The following is a 16,446-nucleotide window of genomic DNA, read 5'->3' on the forward strand; positions in this document are numbered from 1 at the left end:
TCCTCGGAACCCGGTGCGGGAGCCGCTCCCGCGGGTTCAGAACGGCGGTTGGTCGAAGTGCGCGAGCCGGTGCTCCAGGTCGTCGTCGGCACCGGGGGTCCGGAACCCGGGCGGCATGATCACGCCGGGGTTGCCGCCGTCGACCGCCTCGGTCAGGAACGTCCGCACGACCGCGGGGTCGGGCAGGATCTCGTCGCCCAGGTACCCGAGCGCGGTGGTGTCGCCGTCGTCGCTGATCTTCACCCGCAGCGCCCAGCCGTTGATCTCGTCCCAGGTGAGCAGGAGCGGCAGTTCCGGCAACGTCGGTATGGTCGAGTGCAGCAGGATGATGGCGGTCGCGGGGCCCTTGGAGGCGTCGATGTCCACCACGTCGACGGCGCCGCCGAGCGCGCTGCTCACGACGTGGATGTAGGTCCGCAGGCCACCCGTGGCGCGCTGGGCGTCCATCTCGTCTCCTCGCGTTCGGTGGTCGTGCTCGACGCGGCCCGGGGGCCGGTTCTCCGGGTATCCCGACGCGCCTCCGGATAATCGTCGGGCAGCTCGAAGGGGGGAAGCCCCGCGCCCGGGTTGCAACGGAAAACCGTCCGTTCGGCGGGAAGCGCATCCGGCCGCACAACACCTACCGTGCACAACTGTCCCATCGTGCGCGGGAGGTGCGCCCATGATCGACGAGCTCGAGCCCTGGACCACGCCGGAGTTCACCGACTACGACACCCCACCGGAGGTCACCGCCTACGTGGCCCGGATGGAGTGAACCACGAGCGCTCCGGGACGGCCGCCCGCGCCCCGCGCGGGCGGCCCGCCCGGCCGGAGGTGACGCCCGTGCCCGCGCTCGGCGAACACGAGTTCACCGCGTCGTTGCGCGCGCTGGAATCCCGCTACTGGTCCGCCCACCCGTTCCACGAGCGGCTGCACCGCGGTGCGCTGTCGAAGCGGGAACTGCGGCTGTGGGCCGCGAACCGGTGGTACTACCAGCGGATGCTGCCGCAGAAGGACGCGGCCATCATCAGCAACTGCCCGGTGCCGGAGGTCCGGCGCCGGTGGCTGGAGCGCATCGCCTACCACGACGGCCGCGCCGACGGTGAAGGCGGCGCGGAACGCTGGCTGCGGCTGTGCGAGGCGGTGGGGCTCGATCGCGCCGAAGTGCTCGACGAACGCCACCTGGTGCCCGGCGTCCGCTTCGCCGTGGACGCCTACGTGACCTTCGCCCGGGAGCAGCCGTGGGCGCTCGGGGTGGCCTCCGGGCTGACCGAGATGTTCTCCGGCGCCCTGATGCGCAGGCGGGTCGTCGACATGCTCGCGCACTACCCCTGGATCGACCGCGCCGACCTCGCCTACTTCACCGACCGGATCGACGCGGTGCGCGGCGAAGGGGCCGAGGCGCTGGAGATCGTCCTGCGCCACTGCACGACCCGGGCGGAGCAGGACGCGGCCGTGGCGGCGCTGGCGTTCAAGTGCGACGTGCTGTGGTCGGTGCTCGACGCCGTCGAACGGGCCGCCGGGTGAGCGCCCCGGCGCTGCGCCGCGGCGTGCGCCTGGACCACGACCACGTCCGGGACCGCCCCGTCGTGCTCTACCCGGAAGGCGTGCTGATGCCGAACCGGACGGCGACCGCGGTGCTGGAGCTGTGCGACGGCCGGACCACCGTCGACGGCATCGCCGAACGGTTGCGCGAGCGCTTCAGCGGGGTCCGCGAGCAGGAGGTGCGCGAAGTGCTGGAACGGCTGGTCGAACGCCGGGTGGTGGAGTGGACGTGACCGACGCGCCGCTGGGGATGCTCGCCGAGCTGACCCACCGCTGCCCGCTGCACTGCCCGTACTGCTCCAACCCGCTGGAACTCCTCGGCCGCGACCGGGAGCTGGGCACCGAGGCGTGGGAATCGGTGTTCGCCCAGGCCCGCGCGCTCGGGGTGCTCCAGGTGAACCTCTCCGGCGGGGAGCCGCTGGCCCGCCGCGACCTGCCCGAGCTGGTGGGCGCCGCCGCCGGGCACGGGTGCTACGTCAGCCTGACCACCAGCGGTCTCGGGCTCACCGCGGCGCGGCTGGCCGAGCTCGTCGAGCGCGGGTTGGCGCACGTCCAGCTCTCGGTGCAGGCGGCCGAGGCGGACACCGCCGACCGGATCGCGGGCACCCGCGCCCACGCGCACAAGCTCACCGCCGCCGAGCTGATCACCGGCGCGGGACTGCCGCTGACGGTCAACGCGGTGCTGCACCGGGACAACCACGACCAGATCGACGGGATCATCGCGCTGGCCGAGCGGATGGGCGCCGATCGGCTCGAACTGGCCAACACCCAGTACTACGGCTGGGCGTGGCGCAACCGGGGCGCGCTGATGCCCACCCGGGAGCAGCTCGCCCGGGCCGAGCCGGTGGTGCGCGCGGCGGTGGACCGGCTGCGCGGGCGGATGGAGATCGGCTACGTGCTGGCCGACTACCACGAGGAGTTCCCCAAGCCGTGCATGTCCGGCTGGGGCGCGCGCCAGTTCACCGTGGCACCGGACGGGGTCGTGCTGCCCTGCCCGGCCGCGTCGGTGATCACCGGCCTGGAGCTGGAGTCCGTGCGCGACCGGCCGCTGGCCGAGATCTGGTACGAGTCCGCGTCGTTCAACGCCTACCGGGGCGAGGAGTGGATGCAGGAACCGTGCCGGAGCTGCGAACGCCGGACCGCCGACTTCGGCGGCTGCCGGTGCCAGGCGTTCCTGCTCACCGGGGACGCCGCCGCGACCGATCCGGTCTGCCGGCGCTCCCCGGACCGGGGCCTGGTCGACCTGGCCCTGGAGGCCCCGCCCCGCACCGGCTACGCGATGCGGGGACCGCGATGAGGGCGGTGCTGCTGGGCACCGCCGCGGGCGGCGGGGTGCCGCAGTGGAACTGCGCCTGCCCGGGTTGCCGGGGCGCCCGCGCGGGCAGGCACCCGGCGCGCGCCCAGGACTGCCTGGCGATCAGCGCGGACGGCGCGTCCTGGTACCTGGTCAACGCCTCGCCGGACATCCGCACCCAGCTCCTCGGGTGCCCGGCGCTGGCCCCCGGGCCCGGTGCCCGGGAAACCCCGCTGCGCGGCGTGCTGCTCACCGACGGCGAACTCGACCACACCACGGGCCTGTTCCAGCTCAAGGAGGCGGGCGGGTTGACCGTGCACGCCCCGGAACCGGTGCTGACGACGTTGCCCGCCAGGGCCGTGCTGGCGCCGTACGCACGGTGGGACTGGCGGATCGCCGGGTCCGGCGAGCTCGGCGGGCTGCGGGTGGACGTGCTCCCGGTCAGCGGCAAGCGGCCGAAGTACGCCGCGGACGCCCCCGGCACCTGGGTGGTGGCCTACCGCTTCACCGACCCGGCCACCGGCGGCCGGCTCGTCTACGCGCCCTGCCTGGCCGGGTGGCCGTTCGACTTCGAGGAGTTCTGCGCCGGAGCCGACGTGGTGCTGCTGGACGGGTCCTTCCACGGCTCCGCCGAGATGTCCGGTGCCACCGGCGGCGACGTCGGCGACCCGGCGCAGCGCGCGATGGGGCACCTGCCGATGGCCGGACCCGGCGGCAGCCTGCGCAAACCCCGACCGCCCGGCGCCCGGCTGCTCTACACCCACCTGAACAACACCAACCCGGTGCTCGACGAGAGCTCGCCCGAGCACGCCGCGATGCGCGCGGCGGGCGCCGAGCTCGCCCCGGAGGGCGCCGAGCTGGTGCTGTGACGCGGCCCCGCCGCCGCGCGCAGTGGTCCGCACCAGGTCCCGGGCGCTCCGGGGCGCGGGGTCAGCCCTCCTCGGCCACCTCGGCGGCGACCGGCGGCACCGCCAGCATCGGCTTGTAGTGGCCCTTCGGGTAGGGCTCGCCGATCGGCACCTCGTCCACCTCGACCCAGGCGTGCGCGGCGAACGGGTGGGTGCGCACCCCGGTGCACCACGTCGGCCAGGTGCCGCGCATCCGGCACAGCAGCGCGGTGGCGATCGAGCGCTGCAGGCAGCCCTGCCCGGCGCAGCGCAGGCTCACCGAGACCACGTCGGACCGGGCGGCCCGGGCCTGCTCGGCGGTGGCCGGGGTCGCCCGCTTGCGGGCGAACTCCAGCACCCGGCGCAACCGGGCGGGCCGGGCGCGGGAGAGCAACCGGCCCGCGCCGACGGCCAGCAGCGGCAGCACCCGGCGCCGCAGCGGCAGCCGCTCCCGGGGCGACAGCGCGACCGGGGCGCTCATGACCGCACCACCAGGCTGGCGCCGCGGAGCTGCTCGACCACCGCGCTGACGTCGCGCTCGGCCTGCTGCGGGTCGATGCCGTGCCGGTCGGCGAGCCCGGCCGCGATGTCCTCCGGCGCGCTGCCGTCGAGCAGCAACCGCAGCACGTGGCTGCCGGTGGTGTTGAGCTGCCAGTAGCGACCGGTGCGCTGGTGCAGCAGCACGGTGCCGTCATCGGTCTCGGTGGTGGACACGTCCGGGTGCAACTGCATGGGCGTCGGACCTCCTGTCGTGGTCGGTGCGGATCAGCCGGTGGCGAGGTCGGGTTCGCCGGTCCGGGTGCCGGGCTGGCGAGGCGCCGGGATCGTCGGAGCGGCGGTGCGCAGCCAGGTCTCGCAGCCGATCAGCGATTCCAGCGCGATCACGGTGGTGTTGTCCGGCTGCGGCGCGGTCAGCCGGGCGCGCAGGTCGTCGGGGTCGATCAGCCCGCGGGAGGCCAGCGCCGAATCGGCGAACAGCTCCAGCACCACCGGCAGGTTGCTGCGCAGGCCCACCCGGACGTCCTCGCCGAACTCGCCCTTCGTGGAGCGACCGAGCACCTCGGCGGGCACCAGGCCGCGCATCGCGTCGGACAGCAGCGGCTTGTACCGCCAGGGACCGCCGTGCTCGTGCGGCCGGACCCGCATCACGGCCTCGATCACCCGGTCGTCAAGGTACGGCATCTCCAGCTCGACGTCGGCTTCCTCGTACAGCCGGGCGAGCAGCCGGTAGCGCGCGGAGTTGGCCCGCACCACCAGCATGAGCTGGTGCAGGCCGGGGTCCTCGGCGAGCGGGTGGGCGTCCTCGGACGCGCGGCGCAGCGCCTCGCGGGCCAGTTCCACGCCGCCGTCGGTGACCCACGGCGAAGCGCGCAGCGGTCCGGTGCCCCACGCCAGCACGGCGCGGCGCAGCGGCGGTGCCGGGTAGGTCAGCCGGTCCGCCTGCATCCGCCACCACGCGTCCAGCGTGGACGGGGTGAGGATCTGGCCCAGCGTCGACCACAGCGGCCAGCGGCGCAGCGCCACGCTGCCGCGCAGGTGCCGCCACGCGGTCAGCGGGTGCCGCCGGATCAGCCGGTGCAGGTAGCCGGGAAGCGGGCAGAAGACCTCGTCGCCGCCGTGCCCGGCGAGGTGCCTGCGGGAGCCGCGCTGGGCCAGCCACCGGGCGTTGTGCCGGGTGCGGGCGATCGTCCGGCTCATCACGTACGGCTCTTCCTCGGTGACCGGCACGTCCGGATCGGCGAAGATCTCCGGGAGTTCGGATTGCGGCAGCACCAGGTGCTCGACGCCGGGGAGCTCGCGCGCCGCCTGGGCGGCGTAGAGCGCGTCGTCGTTGCCCGCTTCGGCCTCGCCCCAGCGGAAGCTGAACAGGTCCGGGGCGTCCCGGGCGGCCAGGAAGCACACCGTGGTCGAGTCCATGCCGCCGGAGAGGTCGCTGCTGAGCCTGCCCTCCTCCGGGGCGCGCCCGCGCACCACCTCGGTCAGGGCCTCGCGCACCACCGCGGCGCCCTGCTCCAGCGACAGTTCCGCCGGCGGGGCGTGCCACCACCGGGCCTCCCGCTCCTCGTCCCGGTCCCACAGCACGCAGTGGTCCGGGGCCACCGCGACCACCCCGGACCAGGTGCTGCGATCCCCGGCCGGGGGACCGAGCTGCACGCCGCAGGCGACCCGGACGGCCAGCGCCTCCTCGTCGATCGCGGCGCCGGTCATGGTGGCGAGCACGTCGGCCCGGTCGGAGGCCACCGGAACGCCGTGCACCCGCGAGCGGAAGACGCGCCGCAGCCCGGAGAGGCTGCCCTGGATGCGGACCTGGCCGCGCACCGAGGCGACCAGGTGGCAGGAGCCGAGCACCGCACCCACGATCTTGTCCACATCGGACAGATCGGTGATCCGCGCGGCGAGCTCCGCCAACCGGTCCGCGTCCACCGGGCTCCGGCCGATCACCGCCAACCGCACCGGACCCGCGGTGGCCAGCACGACGTCGTCGCGGGTCACCAGCCACGGACGTCCCGACGCGTGGGTGTACACGCGGGCGGACTCGAACGGCACCGCCACCCGCAGCTCGCCCGCGCCGATCGAATCCGGCAGCACCACGAAGCCAGCACTACTCGTCACCACGCACTCCTCACGCCCGCGCCACCGCGGGCCGTTCCGCAGGATCCGCCGCGCCGCCGCGCGCCGCGAACCACCTCGCCGCACCGGGGAACCCGCCCCGCGCTCCGGACCCGGGCGGTCACCCTCGGCCGCACGGGCTCCGACTCGGCATCACCCGCAGCGACCGTGCGAACACGAAGAGCATCGTTGAGGCCGGTCCAAGATCGCGTCAATGGAGCGCGGGGGCCCTCACCCGCTCAGACGGGACGAATCAACCAGCCCGGTGAACGATCACCGCCCGTGTTGACGCACGGCGCTGACGTGGGCAAACGGTGCGACGTCAGGAGCGCGGCGCGGCGGTGGACCCGCGGACCACCAACCGGTGCGGCGTGGCGCGGCGGCGCGGCCGCGCGGACTTCGGCTTGAGCGCCATGAGCAGCGCCTGCTCCCCCAGCTCCGCCATCGGCAGCCGCACGGTGGTCAGCGCCGGCGCGAGGTGCTCGGCGACCGCCACGTCGTCGAACCCCGCGACCGACATCCGTTCCGGCACCGGCACGCCGCGCTCCCGCAGCACCGCGAGCGCGCCGATGGCCATGTCGTCGTTGAGCGCGATCACCGCCGTGGTGCCCGGGTGCTCGTCGAGGATGCGCGCCATCGCGCGCTTGCCGCCGTCCCGGGTGAACGGGGCCTCCACCACGGGCAGGTCCGCGAGGGCCAGCCCGGCGGCGGACAGGGCCTGCTCGGCACCGGCGAGGCGGTCGGCGACGGTGGTCAGCTCCAGCGAGCCGGCGGCGAAGGCGATCCGCCGGTGCCCGAGGGACAGCACGTGCTCGGTGATGGTGCGCCCGCCCGGCACGTTGTCCGGCAGCACCGCGTCGACGCCCAGGTGGTGCCTGCCGATCACCGCGACCCGCCCGCCGGAGTCCTGGAACCCGCGCAGCTCCTCCTTGACGGCGAGCTGGGTGCGGGGATCGACGAACCCGGAACCGGCGATGATGACGGCCCGCACCCGGTTGGCGATCAGCGCGCGCACCTGGACCAGCTCGTTGTCGGGCTCGCGCCCGGTGTGGCAGATCTGCACCGTCAAGCCCTCCCGGGCACCGACGCCCAGGACCCCGCTGGCGATCTCGGAGAAGTAGGGGTCGCCGATCTCGTGCACCAGCAGGCCGACGCTGGTGCTGGCGCCTCCGGCGAGGGACCGGGCGTGGGCGTCGGCGACGTAGCCGAGCTCGGCGGCCACCTCCCGCACCCGCGCGGCGATGGCGTCGCTGACGCCCTTCGACCCGGACAGCGCCCGGGACGCCGCCGCGATCGAGACCCCGGCGGCCTCCGCCACGTCGACCAGCCGGAGCCGCCCGCCCTGCTGCGCCATTCCCGCTCCTCGTCGGTTCCGCACCACCCGTCCGCCTCGCCCGCAGCGGTGCGGGAGCGCCGGACCCCGCCGCACGCTCCCCGGCGGCGGTCCGCCCATCGCACCACGATCACCGGAAGTGATCCTTGCCACCCCGTGCGGTGATCCCTATTCTACCGAAAGCGCTTACGAAAGCGCTTTCACACATGCCCCCGACGACGGGTGGACCATGAACAGAGCCAACGGCCTCCGCCTCGGAGCCGCCCTCGCGGCCGGATCGCTCCTGCTCAGCGGTTGTCTGAGCGCGGATTCCAGCGAGCTGGGCGATCCCGACGCGATCCAGATCGGGATCTCGCTCCCGCTCACGGGGGACTTCTCCGAACCCGGCAAGGGCGTGCAGCGCGGCTACGAGGCCTGGGCCGACCACGTCAACTCCCGCGGCGGACTGCTCGGCAAGCAGGTCGAACTCATCATCCTGGACGACCAGTCCAGCGCCGACCGGGTCGCCTCCGACTACGAGAAGCTGATCAACCAGTACCGCGTGGACCTGGTCTTCGGCCCCTTCTCGACCCGCCTGGTCATCCCCGCCGCGCAGGTGGCCGAGGACTACGGGTACCTGTTCGTCGAACCCGCCGGCGCGGCCGAGGAGATCTTCCAGCAGGGCTTCGACAACCTCTTCTACGCCGCCCCGGCCATCGCCCAGGACCACTACGACCACCTCGCCGAGGCGATCCTCGCGCTGCCGCCGGAGCAGCGGCCGAAGACCGCCGCCTACGCCACGATGGACGACCCGTTCGCCCAGGGCACCGCCTACGGGCTGAAGGAAGCCCTGGAAGCGGGCGGCGTCCGCACCGTCGTCGACGAGGTGTACCCGCCCAACACCACCGACTTCGCCTCCATCGCCGCCGAGATCGCCGACTCCCGCGCCGACGTCGTGGTCGGCGGCACCCAGTACCAGGACGCGGTGAACCTGATCGTCGCGCTGCGCCAGCTCGGCTACCAGCCGGACCTGGCCGCCTTCTCCACCGCGCCGACCAACCCGGAGTTCCGCGAGGCACTCGGCGAGCACGTCGAGGGGATCGTCTCCCCCACCGGGTACACGCCCACCGCGACCTACCCGTCCAACCGGGAGTTCGTCGAGCACTTCCGGCGGCTGCACGGCACCGAACCCAACGAGGACGAGGCCAACGCCTGGACGACCGGGCAGGTGGTGGCCGCCGCCGTCGAAGCCGTGGGGTGCGCCGACCCCTCGCGCGCCTGCCAGCAGGGGCTGATCGACTGGTTGCGGCACAACGAGGTCCCGACCGTCGTCGGACCGCTGAGCTGGGACCGCACCGGCAAACCGCAAGGCGCACACCTGATCCAGCAGTACGTCGACGGCGAGATCCGCATCGTGCTCCCGCACGACACCGCCGAAACCGGTCTCGTCTACCCGAAACCGGAGTGGTGAGGCCACGATGGACGGTTCCCTGCTGTTCCAGAGCCTGCTGCTCGGCCTGCTGCTCGGCGGGCTCTACGCACTGCTGGCCGCCGGGCTCACGCTGTACTTCGGCGTGATGCGCGTGGTGATGCTCGCGCACTCGGCCTTCCTCGTCCTGGCCGCCTACCTGGCCTGGTTCTTCAGCTCCAGCACCGGGCTGGACCCGCTGCTGTCGCTGCTGTTCACGGTGCCGCTGTTCTTCGGCATCGGGGTGGCGCTGCAACGGCTGCTGATCTCCCGGCTGCGGCCCGCCACGCTGACCATGATGTCGGTGCTGCTGACCTTCTCGCTGGCGCTGATCATCGAGGGGCTGCTCGGCTTCGCCTTCACCGGCACGCACCGGCGCATCGCGTTGCCCTACTCCGGCGCCCACCTCGAGGTGTTCGGGGCGAGCGTGCCGGTGGTCAAGCTCATCGCGTTCGGCCTCGCCGCGCTCGCCCTCGGCGGCCTCTACGCGCTGCTCAAGCTGACCCGGTTCGGCCAGGCGTTGCGCGCGACCATCCAGCACGAGGAAGCCGCCAAGCTCGTCGGCATCAACACCGACCGCATCGCCGGGCTGGGCTTCGGCCTCGGGCTGGCCACCGCCGCGGTCGGCGGCACCGCGCTGGCGCTGGACTCGACGATCTACCCGTCGCTGCACTGGCACTGGATCGGACCGCTGATGGCGATCATCGTCGTCGGCGGGCTCGGCAGCATCCCCGGGGCGGCGATCGCGGCGATGGTGCTGGGCGTCGGGCAGAGCATGCTGCAGATCCCGCTGGGCACCACCTGGGCCCAGACGTTCTTCTACCTCGCGCTGTTCGCCACCTTGATGCTGCACCCCCAGGGATTCTTCGGAGGTCGCCTTGCCCAGCGCTTCTGACCTCGCCGCTGCCGACGTCCCCGCTCCCGACCGGGCCCGGACCGCGCTGCGCGCCGCCCGGGTGGTGGGCCTGCTCGCGCTGGTCGGCGCGGTGCTGGCCTTCCCGGGCCTGGCGCCGGACCCGTTCATCCTCTCGGTCGGCGTGGTGATCATGAGCTACGCCGTGCTGGCGACCTCGTGGAACTTCGTCGGCGGCTTCACCGGCTACATCTCGCTGGGCCACGCCTCCTACGCGGGCCTCGGCGGCTACGCGACCGCGCTGCTGGTGCTGCACACCGGGCTGAACCCGTGGGTCGCGCTGCTGCTCGGCGGCGCGGCGGTGGCCGCGATCGCGGTCCCGGTGGGCATCGCCAGCCTGCGGGTGCGCGGCGCCTCGTTCGTCATCGTCTCGCTGGCCCTGGTGCTGATCCTGCTGCTGGTGTTCCAGAGCTGGAGCGAGGTCACCGGGGGCTCCAACGGGCTGCGGCTGCCCCGGCCGTTCGGCGAGGACGTCCCGCGACCGGAGCAGCACGCGCGCTTCTTCTACCTGCACGGGGTGCTGCTGGCGGTGGCGCTGCTGTGCTGGTGGGCCATCGACCGGTCCCGCTTCGGCACCGGGCTCAAGGCCATCCGGGAGGACGAGGACAAGGCGCAGGCGCTCGGGGTGCCGACGTTCCGCTACAAGCTCATCGCCTTCGTGCTCTCGGCGCTGTTCACCGCGCTGGGCGGCGGGCTCTACGCGCTGTGGTTCGGGTTCCTGGACCCGATCTTCCAGTTCTCCATCCTGACCGGCTCCTACATGGTGCTGATGAGCCTGCTCGGCGGGCTGCGCAGCCTGTTCGGCCCGGCGCTGGGCGCGGTGATCGTCGGCTACGCGATGGAGTACTTCAAGAACGAGTACGGCGACACCCAGATCCACCTGGTCGCGCTCGGGCTGCTGCTGGGCGCGGTGGTGCTGTTCATGCCCGACGGGATCATCCCGGCGCTGGGCTCCCTGGTGAACCGGTTCCGGCCGAGGACGACGTCCATCCGCGAGGTCACCCAGGCCGAACTCGGCGAACGGCGGGCCGGCGACGAGCAGGAGGTGTCCCGGTGAGCGGGCTGACCACGACCGGGCTGACGAAGTCCTTCGGCGGGGTGCGGGCGGTCGACGACGCCTCGGTGGAGTTCCTCGACGGCCGGATCAACGCGCTGATCGGGCCGAACGGGTCCGGCAAGACGACGTTCTTCAACTGCGTCACCGGGATGATCCGCCCGGACGCGGGCACGGCGCGGTTGCGGGGCGCCGACATCACCGGGCTGGCCCCGCACCGCATCGCCCGCGCCGGGATCGGCCGCAGCTTCCAGCTCTGCCGGGTGTTCCCCCGGATGACGGTGCTGGAGAACCTGCTCGTCGCGGTGCGCCCCCGCTCCCCGCTGGGCGCGCTGAAGCGGTCGGCCCAGCCCGCCGACGTCGCCAAGGCGCGGGACCTGCTCACCCGCGTCGGCATCGAGCACCTGGAGCGCGTCGAAGGCCGCGACCTGTCCTACGGCCAGCAGAAGCTCCTCGAACTCGCGGGGGTGCTGATGGCCGATCCGGACACGATCCTGCTCGACGAACCGGCGGGCGGGGTGAACCCGGCGCTGATCGACCGGATCGGCGCGCTGGTCCGCGAGCTCAACGCCGAGGGCCGGACGTTCCTCGTCGTGGAGCACAACATGGACATGGTGATGAGCCTGTCCGACCACGTGGTCGTCTTCGACCGGGGCCGGCCGATCGCCCAGGGCACGCCGGCCGAGGTGCGCGACGACCCCCGAGTGCTGGAGGCCTACCTTGGGGTCTGACCTGCTGGAGCTCATCGACGTCGAAGCCGGGTACGGCCGGGCCGCGCTGGTGCTGCGGGGGCTGACCGTGCGGGTGCCGCCGGCCAGCGTGGTGTGCCTGGTCGGCCCGAACGGCGCGGGCAAGTCCACCGCGCTCAAGGTCGCCAGCGGGATGCTGCCGCCGCGCGCGGGCCGCGTCCTGCTCGACGGGCAGGACATCACCCACCACCGCCCGCAGCGGATGCTCACCGCCGGGCTGTCCCACGTGCTCCAGGGCCACAGCGTGTTCAAGGAGATGACCGTCGGCGAGAACGTCCTGCTCGGCGCCTACACGATGCGGGACAAGGCGGCGATCGCCGAGCGGGTGGCCTTCGTCAAGGACCTGTTCCCGGTGGTGGCGCAGCGCTGGACGGCGCTGGCCGGGGCGTTGTCCGGTGGCCAGCAGAAGCAGGTCGAGTTCGCCCGCTCGCTGATGGTCAGCCCGCGCGTGGTGCTGCTCGACGAACCGTCGATGGGGCTGGACCCGAAGGCCACCAGCACCGTCTTCGAGCAGGTGGTGCGGATGCGCGAGGCGGGCACCGCGGTCCTGATGGTCGAGCAGAACGCCCGCCGCGCGCTGGAGACGGCCGACTTCGGCTGCGTCCTCGACCTCGGCCGGGTGCACATCTCCGGTCCCGCCGCCGACCTGCTCGCCGACCGGCGGCTCGGCGAGCTCTACCTCGGCAACCGCCGCACCGACCCCTCTTCGGCCTGACCACCGGGAACGGAGCCGCACGACCATGACCGATCACACCTACCGCATCCTGATGAACGGCGTCACCGGGCGGATGGGCTACCGGCAGCACCTGCTGCGCTCGGTGCTGGCCATCCGCGACGACGGCGGGATCCCGCTGCCCGACGGCAGCCGGGTGCAGGTCGAGCCGGTGCTGCTGGGCCGCAACGCCGAGCGGCTCAAGCGGCTGGCCGACGAGCACGGCGTCGCGGAGTGGAGCACCGACGCGGCGGAGCTGGTGGCCCACGACGACGCCCCGATCTACTTCGACGCGCAGATCACCGCCGCCCGCAAGGATGCGCTGCTGCGGGCGATCGGCGCGGGCAAGCACGTGTTCACCGAGAAGCCGATCGCCGCCTCGGTCGCCGACGGGCAGGAGCTGGTGCGGGCCGCCACCGAGGCCGGGATCGTCAACGGCGTCGTGCACGACAAGCTCTACCTGCCGGGCCTGCGCAAGCTCAAGCGGGTCGCCGACTCCGGCTTCTTCGGCCGGATCCTGTCGGTGCGCGGCGAATTCGGCTACTGGGTCTTCGAAGGCGACGGCCAGCCCGCGCAGCGGCCGAGCTGGAACTACCGCGCCGAGGACGGCGGCGGCATGGTCCTGGACATGTTCTGCCACTGGAACTACGTGCTGGAGAACCTCTTCGGCCGGGTCCGGGCGGTGACCGCGAAGGCCGTCACGCACCTCCCGCAGCGGTGGGACGAGCGCGGCGAGCCCTACGCGGCGACCGCGGACGACGCCGCGTACGCCCTCTTCGAGCTCGACGGGGGCGCCGTGGCCCAGATCAACTCCTCGTGGGCGGTGCGGGTGGCGCGGCGGGAGCTGGTCGAGTTCCAGGTGGACGGCACCCACGGCTCGGCCGTGGCCGGGCTGTTCGGCTGCCGGGTGCAGCACCGGGTGCGCACCCCGCGTCCGGTGTGGAACCCCGACGAGCCGACCGACGAGGACTTCCTCGGGCAGTGGGACGAGGTGCCGGACAACGCGGAGTTCGGCAACGGGTTCCGCGCCCAGTGGGAGCGCTTCCTGCTCGACGTGCACCTGGGACGCCCGCACCCCTACGACCTCGCCGCCGGGGTGCGCGGGCTGCGGCTGGTCGACGCCGGGCTGACGTCGTCGGCCGAAGGCCGCCGGGTGGAGCTGCCCGAGGGCGGTGCGGCATGAGCGCCTCCCTGCGGCTGCCGACCGAGGACGGCTGGACCGAGGTCGTGCTGCGCGAACCCCGGGCGTGGCCGCGGCATCCGCGACCGCACCGCAGCCGGGTCGCCTTCGCCGCCGCGCACGTGGTCGCCGACCCGCTGGCCGACAACTCCCCCGGCGCTCCCGCCGTGCTGGACTGGGACGCCACCCTGGAGTTCCGCCGGGTGCTGTTCGGCTACGGCTTCGGGGTGGCCGAGGCGATGGACACCGCGCAGCGCGGCATGGGGCTGGACTGGGCCGCGGTGCGCGAGCTGGTCCGGCGCAGCGCCGAGGTGGCCCGCGACCACGGCGCCCGGATCGCCTCCGGGGCGGGCACCGACCACCGGGCGGAGGTCGGCTCCACCGCCGAGGTCCTCGCCGCCTACGAGGAGCAGGTCGGGTTCGTGGAGTCCACCGGTTCGCAGGTGATCGTGATGGCCTCCCGGCACCTGGCCCGGATCGCCCGCGGCCCCGAGGACTACCGCGAGGTCTACGGGGCGGTGCTGCGCCAGGTCGCCGAGCCGGTGGTCCTGCACTGGTTGGGCGAGGCGTTCGACCCGCTGCTGGCCGGGTACTGGGGCGCGGCGGACCTGCCCGCGGCCACCGAGGTGTTCCTGGACCTGGTCCGCGAGCACGCCGCGAAGGTCGACGGGGTGAAGGTGTCGCTGCTGTCGGCCGAGCACGAACGCGCGCTGCGCGCCGCGCTGCCCGCCGGGGTCCGGCTCTACACCGGCGACGACTTCCACTACCCGGAGCTGATCCGGGGCGACGGCGAGCACCACTCCGACGCCCTGCTCGGCGCGTTCTCGGCGGTCGCCCCGGCGGCCTCGGCGGCGCTGACCGCGCTGGACGAGGGCGACCTGGCGACCTACGACGCGGAGATGGGCGCCACCCTGGCGCTGTCCCGGCACGTGTTCGGCGCGCCGACGTTCCACTACAAGACCGGGATCGCGTTCACCGCCTGGCTCAGCGGCCACCAGCCCGGGTTCAGCATGGTCGGGGGGATGCAGTCGGCCCGCGGCGTGCCGCACCTGGCGCGGATCTTCGCGCTGGCCAACGAAGCCCGGCTGCTGCCCGACCCGGAGCTGGCGGCGCACCGGATGCGGCTGCTGCTGGAGACCTCGGGAGCGGCGTCGTGACCGCGCGCGACGTGCCCTCCGGCGACCCGGCGCGGATCGCCACCCCGCGACCGGGAGATCCCGCGCTGGCCCGGTTGTCGCTGAACCAGCGCACCACCGCGCGCTGGTCGCTGCCGCAAGCGGTGGCCGGGTGCGTCGAGCGCGGCATCGGCGCCATCGGGCTCTGGCGCGAACCGGTCGCCGAGGTCGGCACCGCGGCCGCCGCGCGCCTGGTGGCCGACGCGGGCCTGCGGGTCTCGTCGCTGTGCCGGGGCGGGTTCTTCACCGGGCCCGATCCGGCCGCCGCGCACCGGGACAACCTCGACGCGCTGGACGAGGCGGCGGCGCTGGGCTGCGAGGTGCTCGTCCTGGTCCCCGGCGGGCTGCCCGCGGGCGACCGGGACCTGCCGGGCGCGCGGGCGCGGGTGGCCGAGGCGGTGGCCGCCCTGGCCGGACCGGCCCGGGAGCGCGGGGTGCGGTTGGGCATCGAACCGATGCACCCGATCTACACCGCCGACCGGGGGGTGGTCGCCACCCTGGGCCAGGCGCTCGACCTCGCCGAGCAGCACCCGGCGAACGTCGTCGGCGTCGTCGTCGACACCTTCCACGTGTGGTGGGACCCCGACGTGGCCGAGCGGATCGCCCGCGCCGGGGAGCGGATCGTCAGCTACCAGATCTCGGACTGGATCACCCCGCTGCCCCCGGACGCGCTGCTGAGCCGGGGGATGGTCGGCGACGGTCACATCGACTTCGCCGCGCTCACCCGGGCGGTGCGCGACACCGGGTACCGGGGCGATGTCGAGGTGGAGATCTTCAACGCCGACGTGTGGGCGGCCGACGGCGCGGCGGTGCTGGCCACGATCGCCCGCCGCTACGCCGAGTTCGTCGCCCCGCACCTGGGGGCCGACCGGTGAGCCGCCGGTGGGCGGTCGCCCTGGCCGGGGTGCTCGCGCTGCTGGCCGCGCCGGTGGCCACCGCGCAGGAGGCGGCGAGCTGGGCGCGGGTGCAGCCGCGGGCCGACGAGCGGGACTGGGCACCGCTGACCCCGGAGAAGTGGGAGTTCCGGGCCGGCGAGGTGGTGCTGGTCGAACGCGGTGACCCGCCGGAGGGACCGCGGCGCCCGTTCGAGTACGCCGTGGTCCAGCGCGGACCGGCGCTGGGCACGCTGCGCTACACCGCCGAGGTCCGCATCGACGAACCGGTCGCCCGGGACGACCGCGACGTGGTGCTCCTGCTCAACTACCGCTCCCCGACCCGGTTCAGCTACGTCCACCTGTCCCAGGACAACACGATCTACCCGCACAACGGGATCTTCGTCGTCGACGACGCCGACCGCGAGCGCATCGACGACCAGTGGGACGGGACGAGCGGGGCACCGCCGGCGATCGACGACACCGACTGGCACCGCGTCCGGGTGGACCAGCACGTCCCGTCCGGGCGGATCGCGGTGCACGTCGACGGGCGGCTGCTGATGACCGCCACCGACCACCGGCTGCGCGGCGGCCGGATCGGCTTCGGCTCGTTCGACAACCACGGCCGCGTCCGCGAGGTCACCGCCGTCGGCCGGGCCCTCCCGCACCTGTCCTGACCGGACCCGACGAGACAGG

The 16,446-nt window shown here is 73.8% G+C and carries 19 protein-coding genes; 14 read left to right on the plus strand and 5 right to left on the minus strand.

Going from position 1 to position 16,446, the window contains the following annotated elements:
- Positions 1 to 36 precede the first annotated feature (36 nt).
- Positions 37 to 447 (minus strand): DUF6292 family protein, encoded by a 411-nt coding sequence (locus ABD976_RS09880; protein WP_345360729.1) that lies wholly within the window; start codon positions 445 to 447, stop codon positions 37 to 39.
- Between the two features lie 214 nt (positions 448 to 661).
- Here ABD976_RS09880 and pqqA point away from each other — a divergent pair, with 214 nt between their 5' ends.
- The 5 genes from pqqA to pqqB are packed head-to-tail and all read left to right on the plus strand — an operon-like array spanning position 662 to position 3,687.
- Positions 662 to 754 (plus strand): pyrroloquinoline quinone precursor peptide PqqA, encoded by a 93-nt coding sequence (pqqA, locus tag ABD976_RS09885; RefSeq protein ID WP_345360731.1) that lies wholly within the window; start codon positions 662 to 664, stop codon positions 752 to 754.
- Positions 755 to 813: 59 nt separating this feature from the next.
- Positions 814 to 1,506: a pyrroloquinoline-quinone synthase PqqC gene (gene pqqC / locus ABD976_RS09890; RefSeq protein ID WP_369775231.1), complete on the plus strand. Its 693-nt coding sequence runs from the start codon at positions 814 to 816 to the stop codon at positions 1,504 to 1,506.
- Entirely contained in the window at positions 1,503 to 1,757 is a 255-nt protein-coding gene (gene pqqD / locus ABD976_RS09895; RefSeq protein ID WP_345360737.1) for a pyrroloquinoline quinone biosynthesis peptide chaperone PqqD, read from the plus strand. Before pqqC ends, pqqD begins: the two co-directional genes overlap by 4 nt.
- Positions 1,748 to 2,821, plus strand: coding sequence for a pyrroloquinoline quinone biosynthesis protein PqqE (pqqE, locus tag ABD976_RS09900; protein ID WP_345360739.1), 1,074 nt, complete (start codon positions 1,748 to 1,750; stop codon positions 2,819 to 2,821). Before pqqD ends, pqqE begins: the two co-directional genes overlap by 10 nt.
- Complete coding sequence (pqqB, locus tag ABD976_RS09905; protein ID WP_345360742.1) at positions 2,818 to 3,687, plus strand: pyrroloquinoline quinone biosynthesis protein PqqB; 870 nt, start codon at positions 2,818 to 2,820, stop codon at positions 3,685 to 3,687. The genes pqqE and pqqB overlap by 4 nt, the downstream gene beginning before the upstream one ends.
- Positions 3,688 to 3,748: 61 nt before the next feature.
- Here pqqB and ABD976_RS09910 read toward each other — a convergent pair whose 3' ends face one another.
- The 4 genes from ABD976_RS09910 to ABD976_RS09925 all read right to left on the minus strand — a co-directional run bounded on the left by ABD976_RS09910 (position 3,749) and on the right by ABD976_RS09925 (position 7,669).
- Complete coding sequence (locus ABD976_RS09910) at positions 3,749 to 4,186, minus strand: lasso peptide biosynthesis B2 protein (protein ID WP_345360745.1); 438 nt, start codon at positions 4,184 to 4,186, stop codon at positions 3,749 to 3,751.
- Positions 4,183 to 4,437 (minus strand): lasso peptide biosynthesis PqqD family chaperone, encoded by a 255-nt coding sequence (locus ABD976_RS09915; protein ID WP_345360748.1) that lies wholly within the window; start codon positions 4,435 to 4,437, stop codon positions 4,183 to 4,185. Before ABD976_RS09915 ends, ABD976_RS09910 begins: the two co-directional genes overlap by 4 nt.
- A gap of 33 nt (positions 4,438 to 4,470) precedes the next feature.
- Positions 4,471 to 6,318 (minus strand): asparagine synthase-related protein, encoded by a 1,848-nt coding sequence (locus ABD976_RS09920; protein ID WP_345360751.1) that lies wholly within the window; start codon positions 6,316 to 6,318, stop codon positions 4,471 to 4,473.
- Positions 6,319 to 6,637: 319 nt separating this feature from the next.
- The gene (locus ABD976_RS09925; protein WP_345360755.1) at positions 6,638 to 7,669 is read right to left on the minus strand and encodes a LacI family DNA-binding transcriptional regulator; all 1,032 of its coding nucleotides are present in this window, start codon (positions 7,667 to 7,669) and stop codon (positions 6,638 to 6,640) included.
- A 208-nt stretch (positions 7,670 to 7,877) separates the two neighbouring features.
- On the opposite strand from ABD976_RS09925, the gene ABD976_RS09930 reads away from it, so the two are divergent.
- From ABD976_RS09930 to ABD976_RS09970, 9 genes are read left to right on the plus strand one after another with little or no spacing between them, the layout of a single operon-like run.
- Positions 7,878 to 9,098, plus strand: a complete 1,221-nt coding sequence (locus ABD976_RS09930; protein WP_345360758.1) for an amino acid ABC transporter substrate-binding protein — start codon at positions 7,878 to 7,880, stop codon at positions 9,096 to 9,098.
- Between the two features lie 7 nt (positions 9,099 to 9,105).
- A complete protein-coding gene (locus ABD976_RS09935; RefSeq protein ID WP_345360761.1) occupies positions 9,106 to 9,990 on the plus strand; it encodes a branched-chain amino acid ABC transporter permease in 885 nt (294 codons plus the stop codon).
- Entirely contained in the window at positions 9,974 to 11,065 is a 1,092-nt protein-coding gene (locus tag ABD976_RS09940; protein ID WP_345360764.1) for a branched-chain amino acid ABC transporter permease, read from the plus strand. The genes ABD976_RS09935 and ABD976_RS09940 overlap by 17 nt, the downstream gene beginning before the upstream one ends.
- Positions 11,062 to 11,793: an ABC transporter ATP-binding protein gene (locus ABD976_RS09945; protein ID WP_345360767.1), complete on the plus strand. Its 732-nt coding sequence runs from the start codon at positions 11,062 to 11,064 to the stop codon at positions 11,791 to 11,793. Before ABD976_RS09940 ends, ABD976_RS09945 begins: the two co-directional genes overlap by 4 nt.
- Complete coding sequence (locus tag ABD976_RS09950; RefSeq protein WP_345360770.1) at positions 11,783 to 12,526, plus strand: ABC transporter ATP-binding protein; 744 nt, start codon at positions 11,783 to 11,785, stop codon at positions 12,524 to 12,526. The genes ABD976_RS09945 and ABD976_RS09950 overlap by 11 nt, the downstream gene beginning before the upstream one ends.
- 25 nt (positions 12,527 to 12,551) lie before the next feature.
- Complete coding sequence (locus ABD976_RS09955) at positions 12,552 to 13,706, plus strand: Gfo/Idh/MocA family protein (RefSeq protein ID WP_345360773.1); 1,155 nt, start codon at positions 12,552 to 12,554, stop codon at positions 13,704 to 13,706.
- A complete protein-coding gene (locus ABD976_RS09960) occupies positions 13,703 to 14,860 on the plus strand; it encodes a dihydrodipicolinate synthase family protein (RefSeq protein WP_345360776.1) in 1,158 nt (385 codons plus the stop codon). Before ABD976_RS09955 ends, ABD976_RS09960 begins: the two co-directional genes overlap by 4 nt.
- Entirely contained in the window at positions 14,857 to 15,753 is an 897-nt protein-coding gene (locus tag ABD976_RS09965) for a sugar phosphate isomerase/epimerase family protein (protein ID WP_345360779.1), read from the plus strand. Before ABD976_RS09960 ends, ABD976_RS09965 begins: the two co-directional genes overlap by 4 nt.
- Entirely contained in the window at positions 15,750 to 16,427 is a 678-nt protein-coding gene (locus ABD976_RS09970) for a hypothetical protein (protein ID WP_345360782.1), read from the plus strand. The genes ABD976_RS09965 and ABD976_RS09970 overlap by 4 nt, the downstream gene beginning before the upstream one ends.
- The last annotated feature ends 19 nt before the right edge of the window (positions 16,428 to 16,446 follow it).

The organism is Saccharopolyspora cebuensis, from assembly GCF_039542665.1.
Lineage (GTDB): Bacteria > Actinomycetota > Actinomycetes > Mycobacteriales > Pseudonocardiaceae > Saccharopolyspora > Saccharopolyspora cebuensis.

Coding starts and splice junctions, on each gene's coding strand:
- ABD976_RS09880 (WP_345360729.1), bottom strand. CDS start 447: ATGGACGCCCAGCGCGCCACGGGTGGCCTGCGGACCTACATCCACGTC.
- pqqA (WP_345360731.1), top strand. CDS start 662: ATGATCGACGAGCTCGAGCCCTGGACCACGCCGGAGTTCACCGACTAC.
- pqqB (WP_345360742.1), top strand. CDS start 2,818: ATGAGGGCGGTGCTGCTGGGCACCGCCGCGGGCGGCGGGGTGCCGCAG.
- ABD976_RS09910 (WP_345360745.1), bottom strand. CDS start 4,186: ATGAGCGCCCCGGTCGCGCTGTCGCCCCGGGAGCGGCTGCCGCTGCGG.
- ABD976_RS09915 (WP_345360748.1), bottom strand. CDS start 4,437: ATGCAGTTGCACCCGGACGTGTCCACCACCGAGACCGATGACGGCACC.
- ABD976_RS09925 (WP_345360755.1), bottom strand. CDS start 7,669: ATGGCGCAGCAGGGCGGGCGGCTCCGGCTGGTCGACGTGGCGGAGGCC.
- ABD976_RS09930 (WP_345360758.1), top strand. CDS start 7,878: ATGAACAGAGCCAACGGCCTCCGCCTCGGAGCCGCCCTCGCGGCCGGA.
- ABD976_RS09935 (WP_345360761.1), top strand. CDS start 9,106: ATGGACGGTTCCCTGCTGTTCCAGAGCCTGCTGCTCGGCCTGCTGCTC.
- ABD976_RS09955 (WP_345360773.1), top strand. CDS start 12,552: ATGACCGATCACACCTACCGCATCCTGATGAACGGCGTCACCGGGCGG.
- ABD976_RS09960 (WP_345360776.1), top strand. CDS start 13,703: ATGAGCGCCTCCCTGCGGCTGCCGACCGAGGACGGCTGGACCGAGGTC.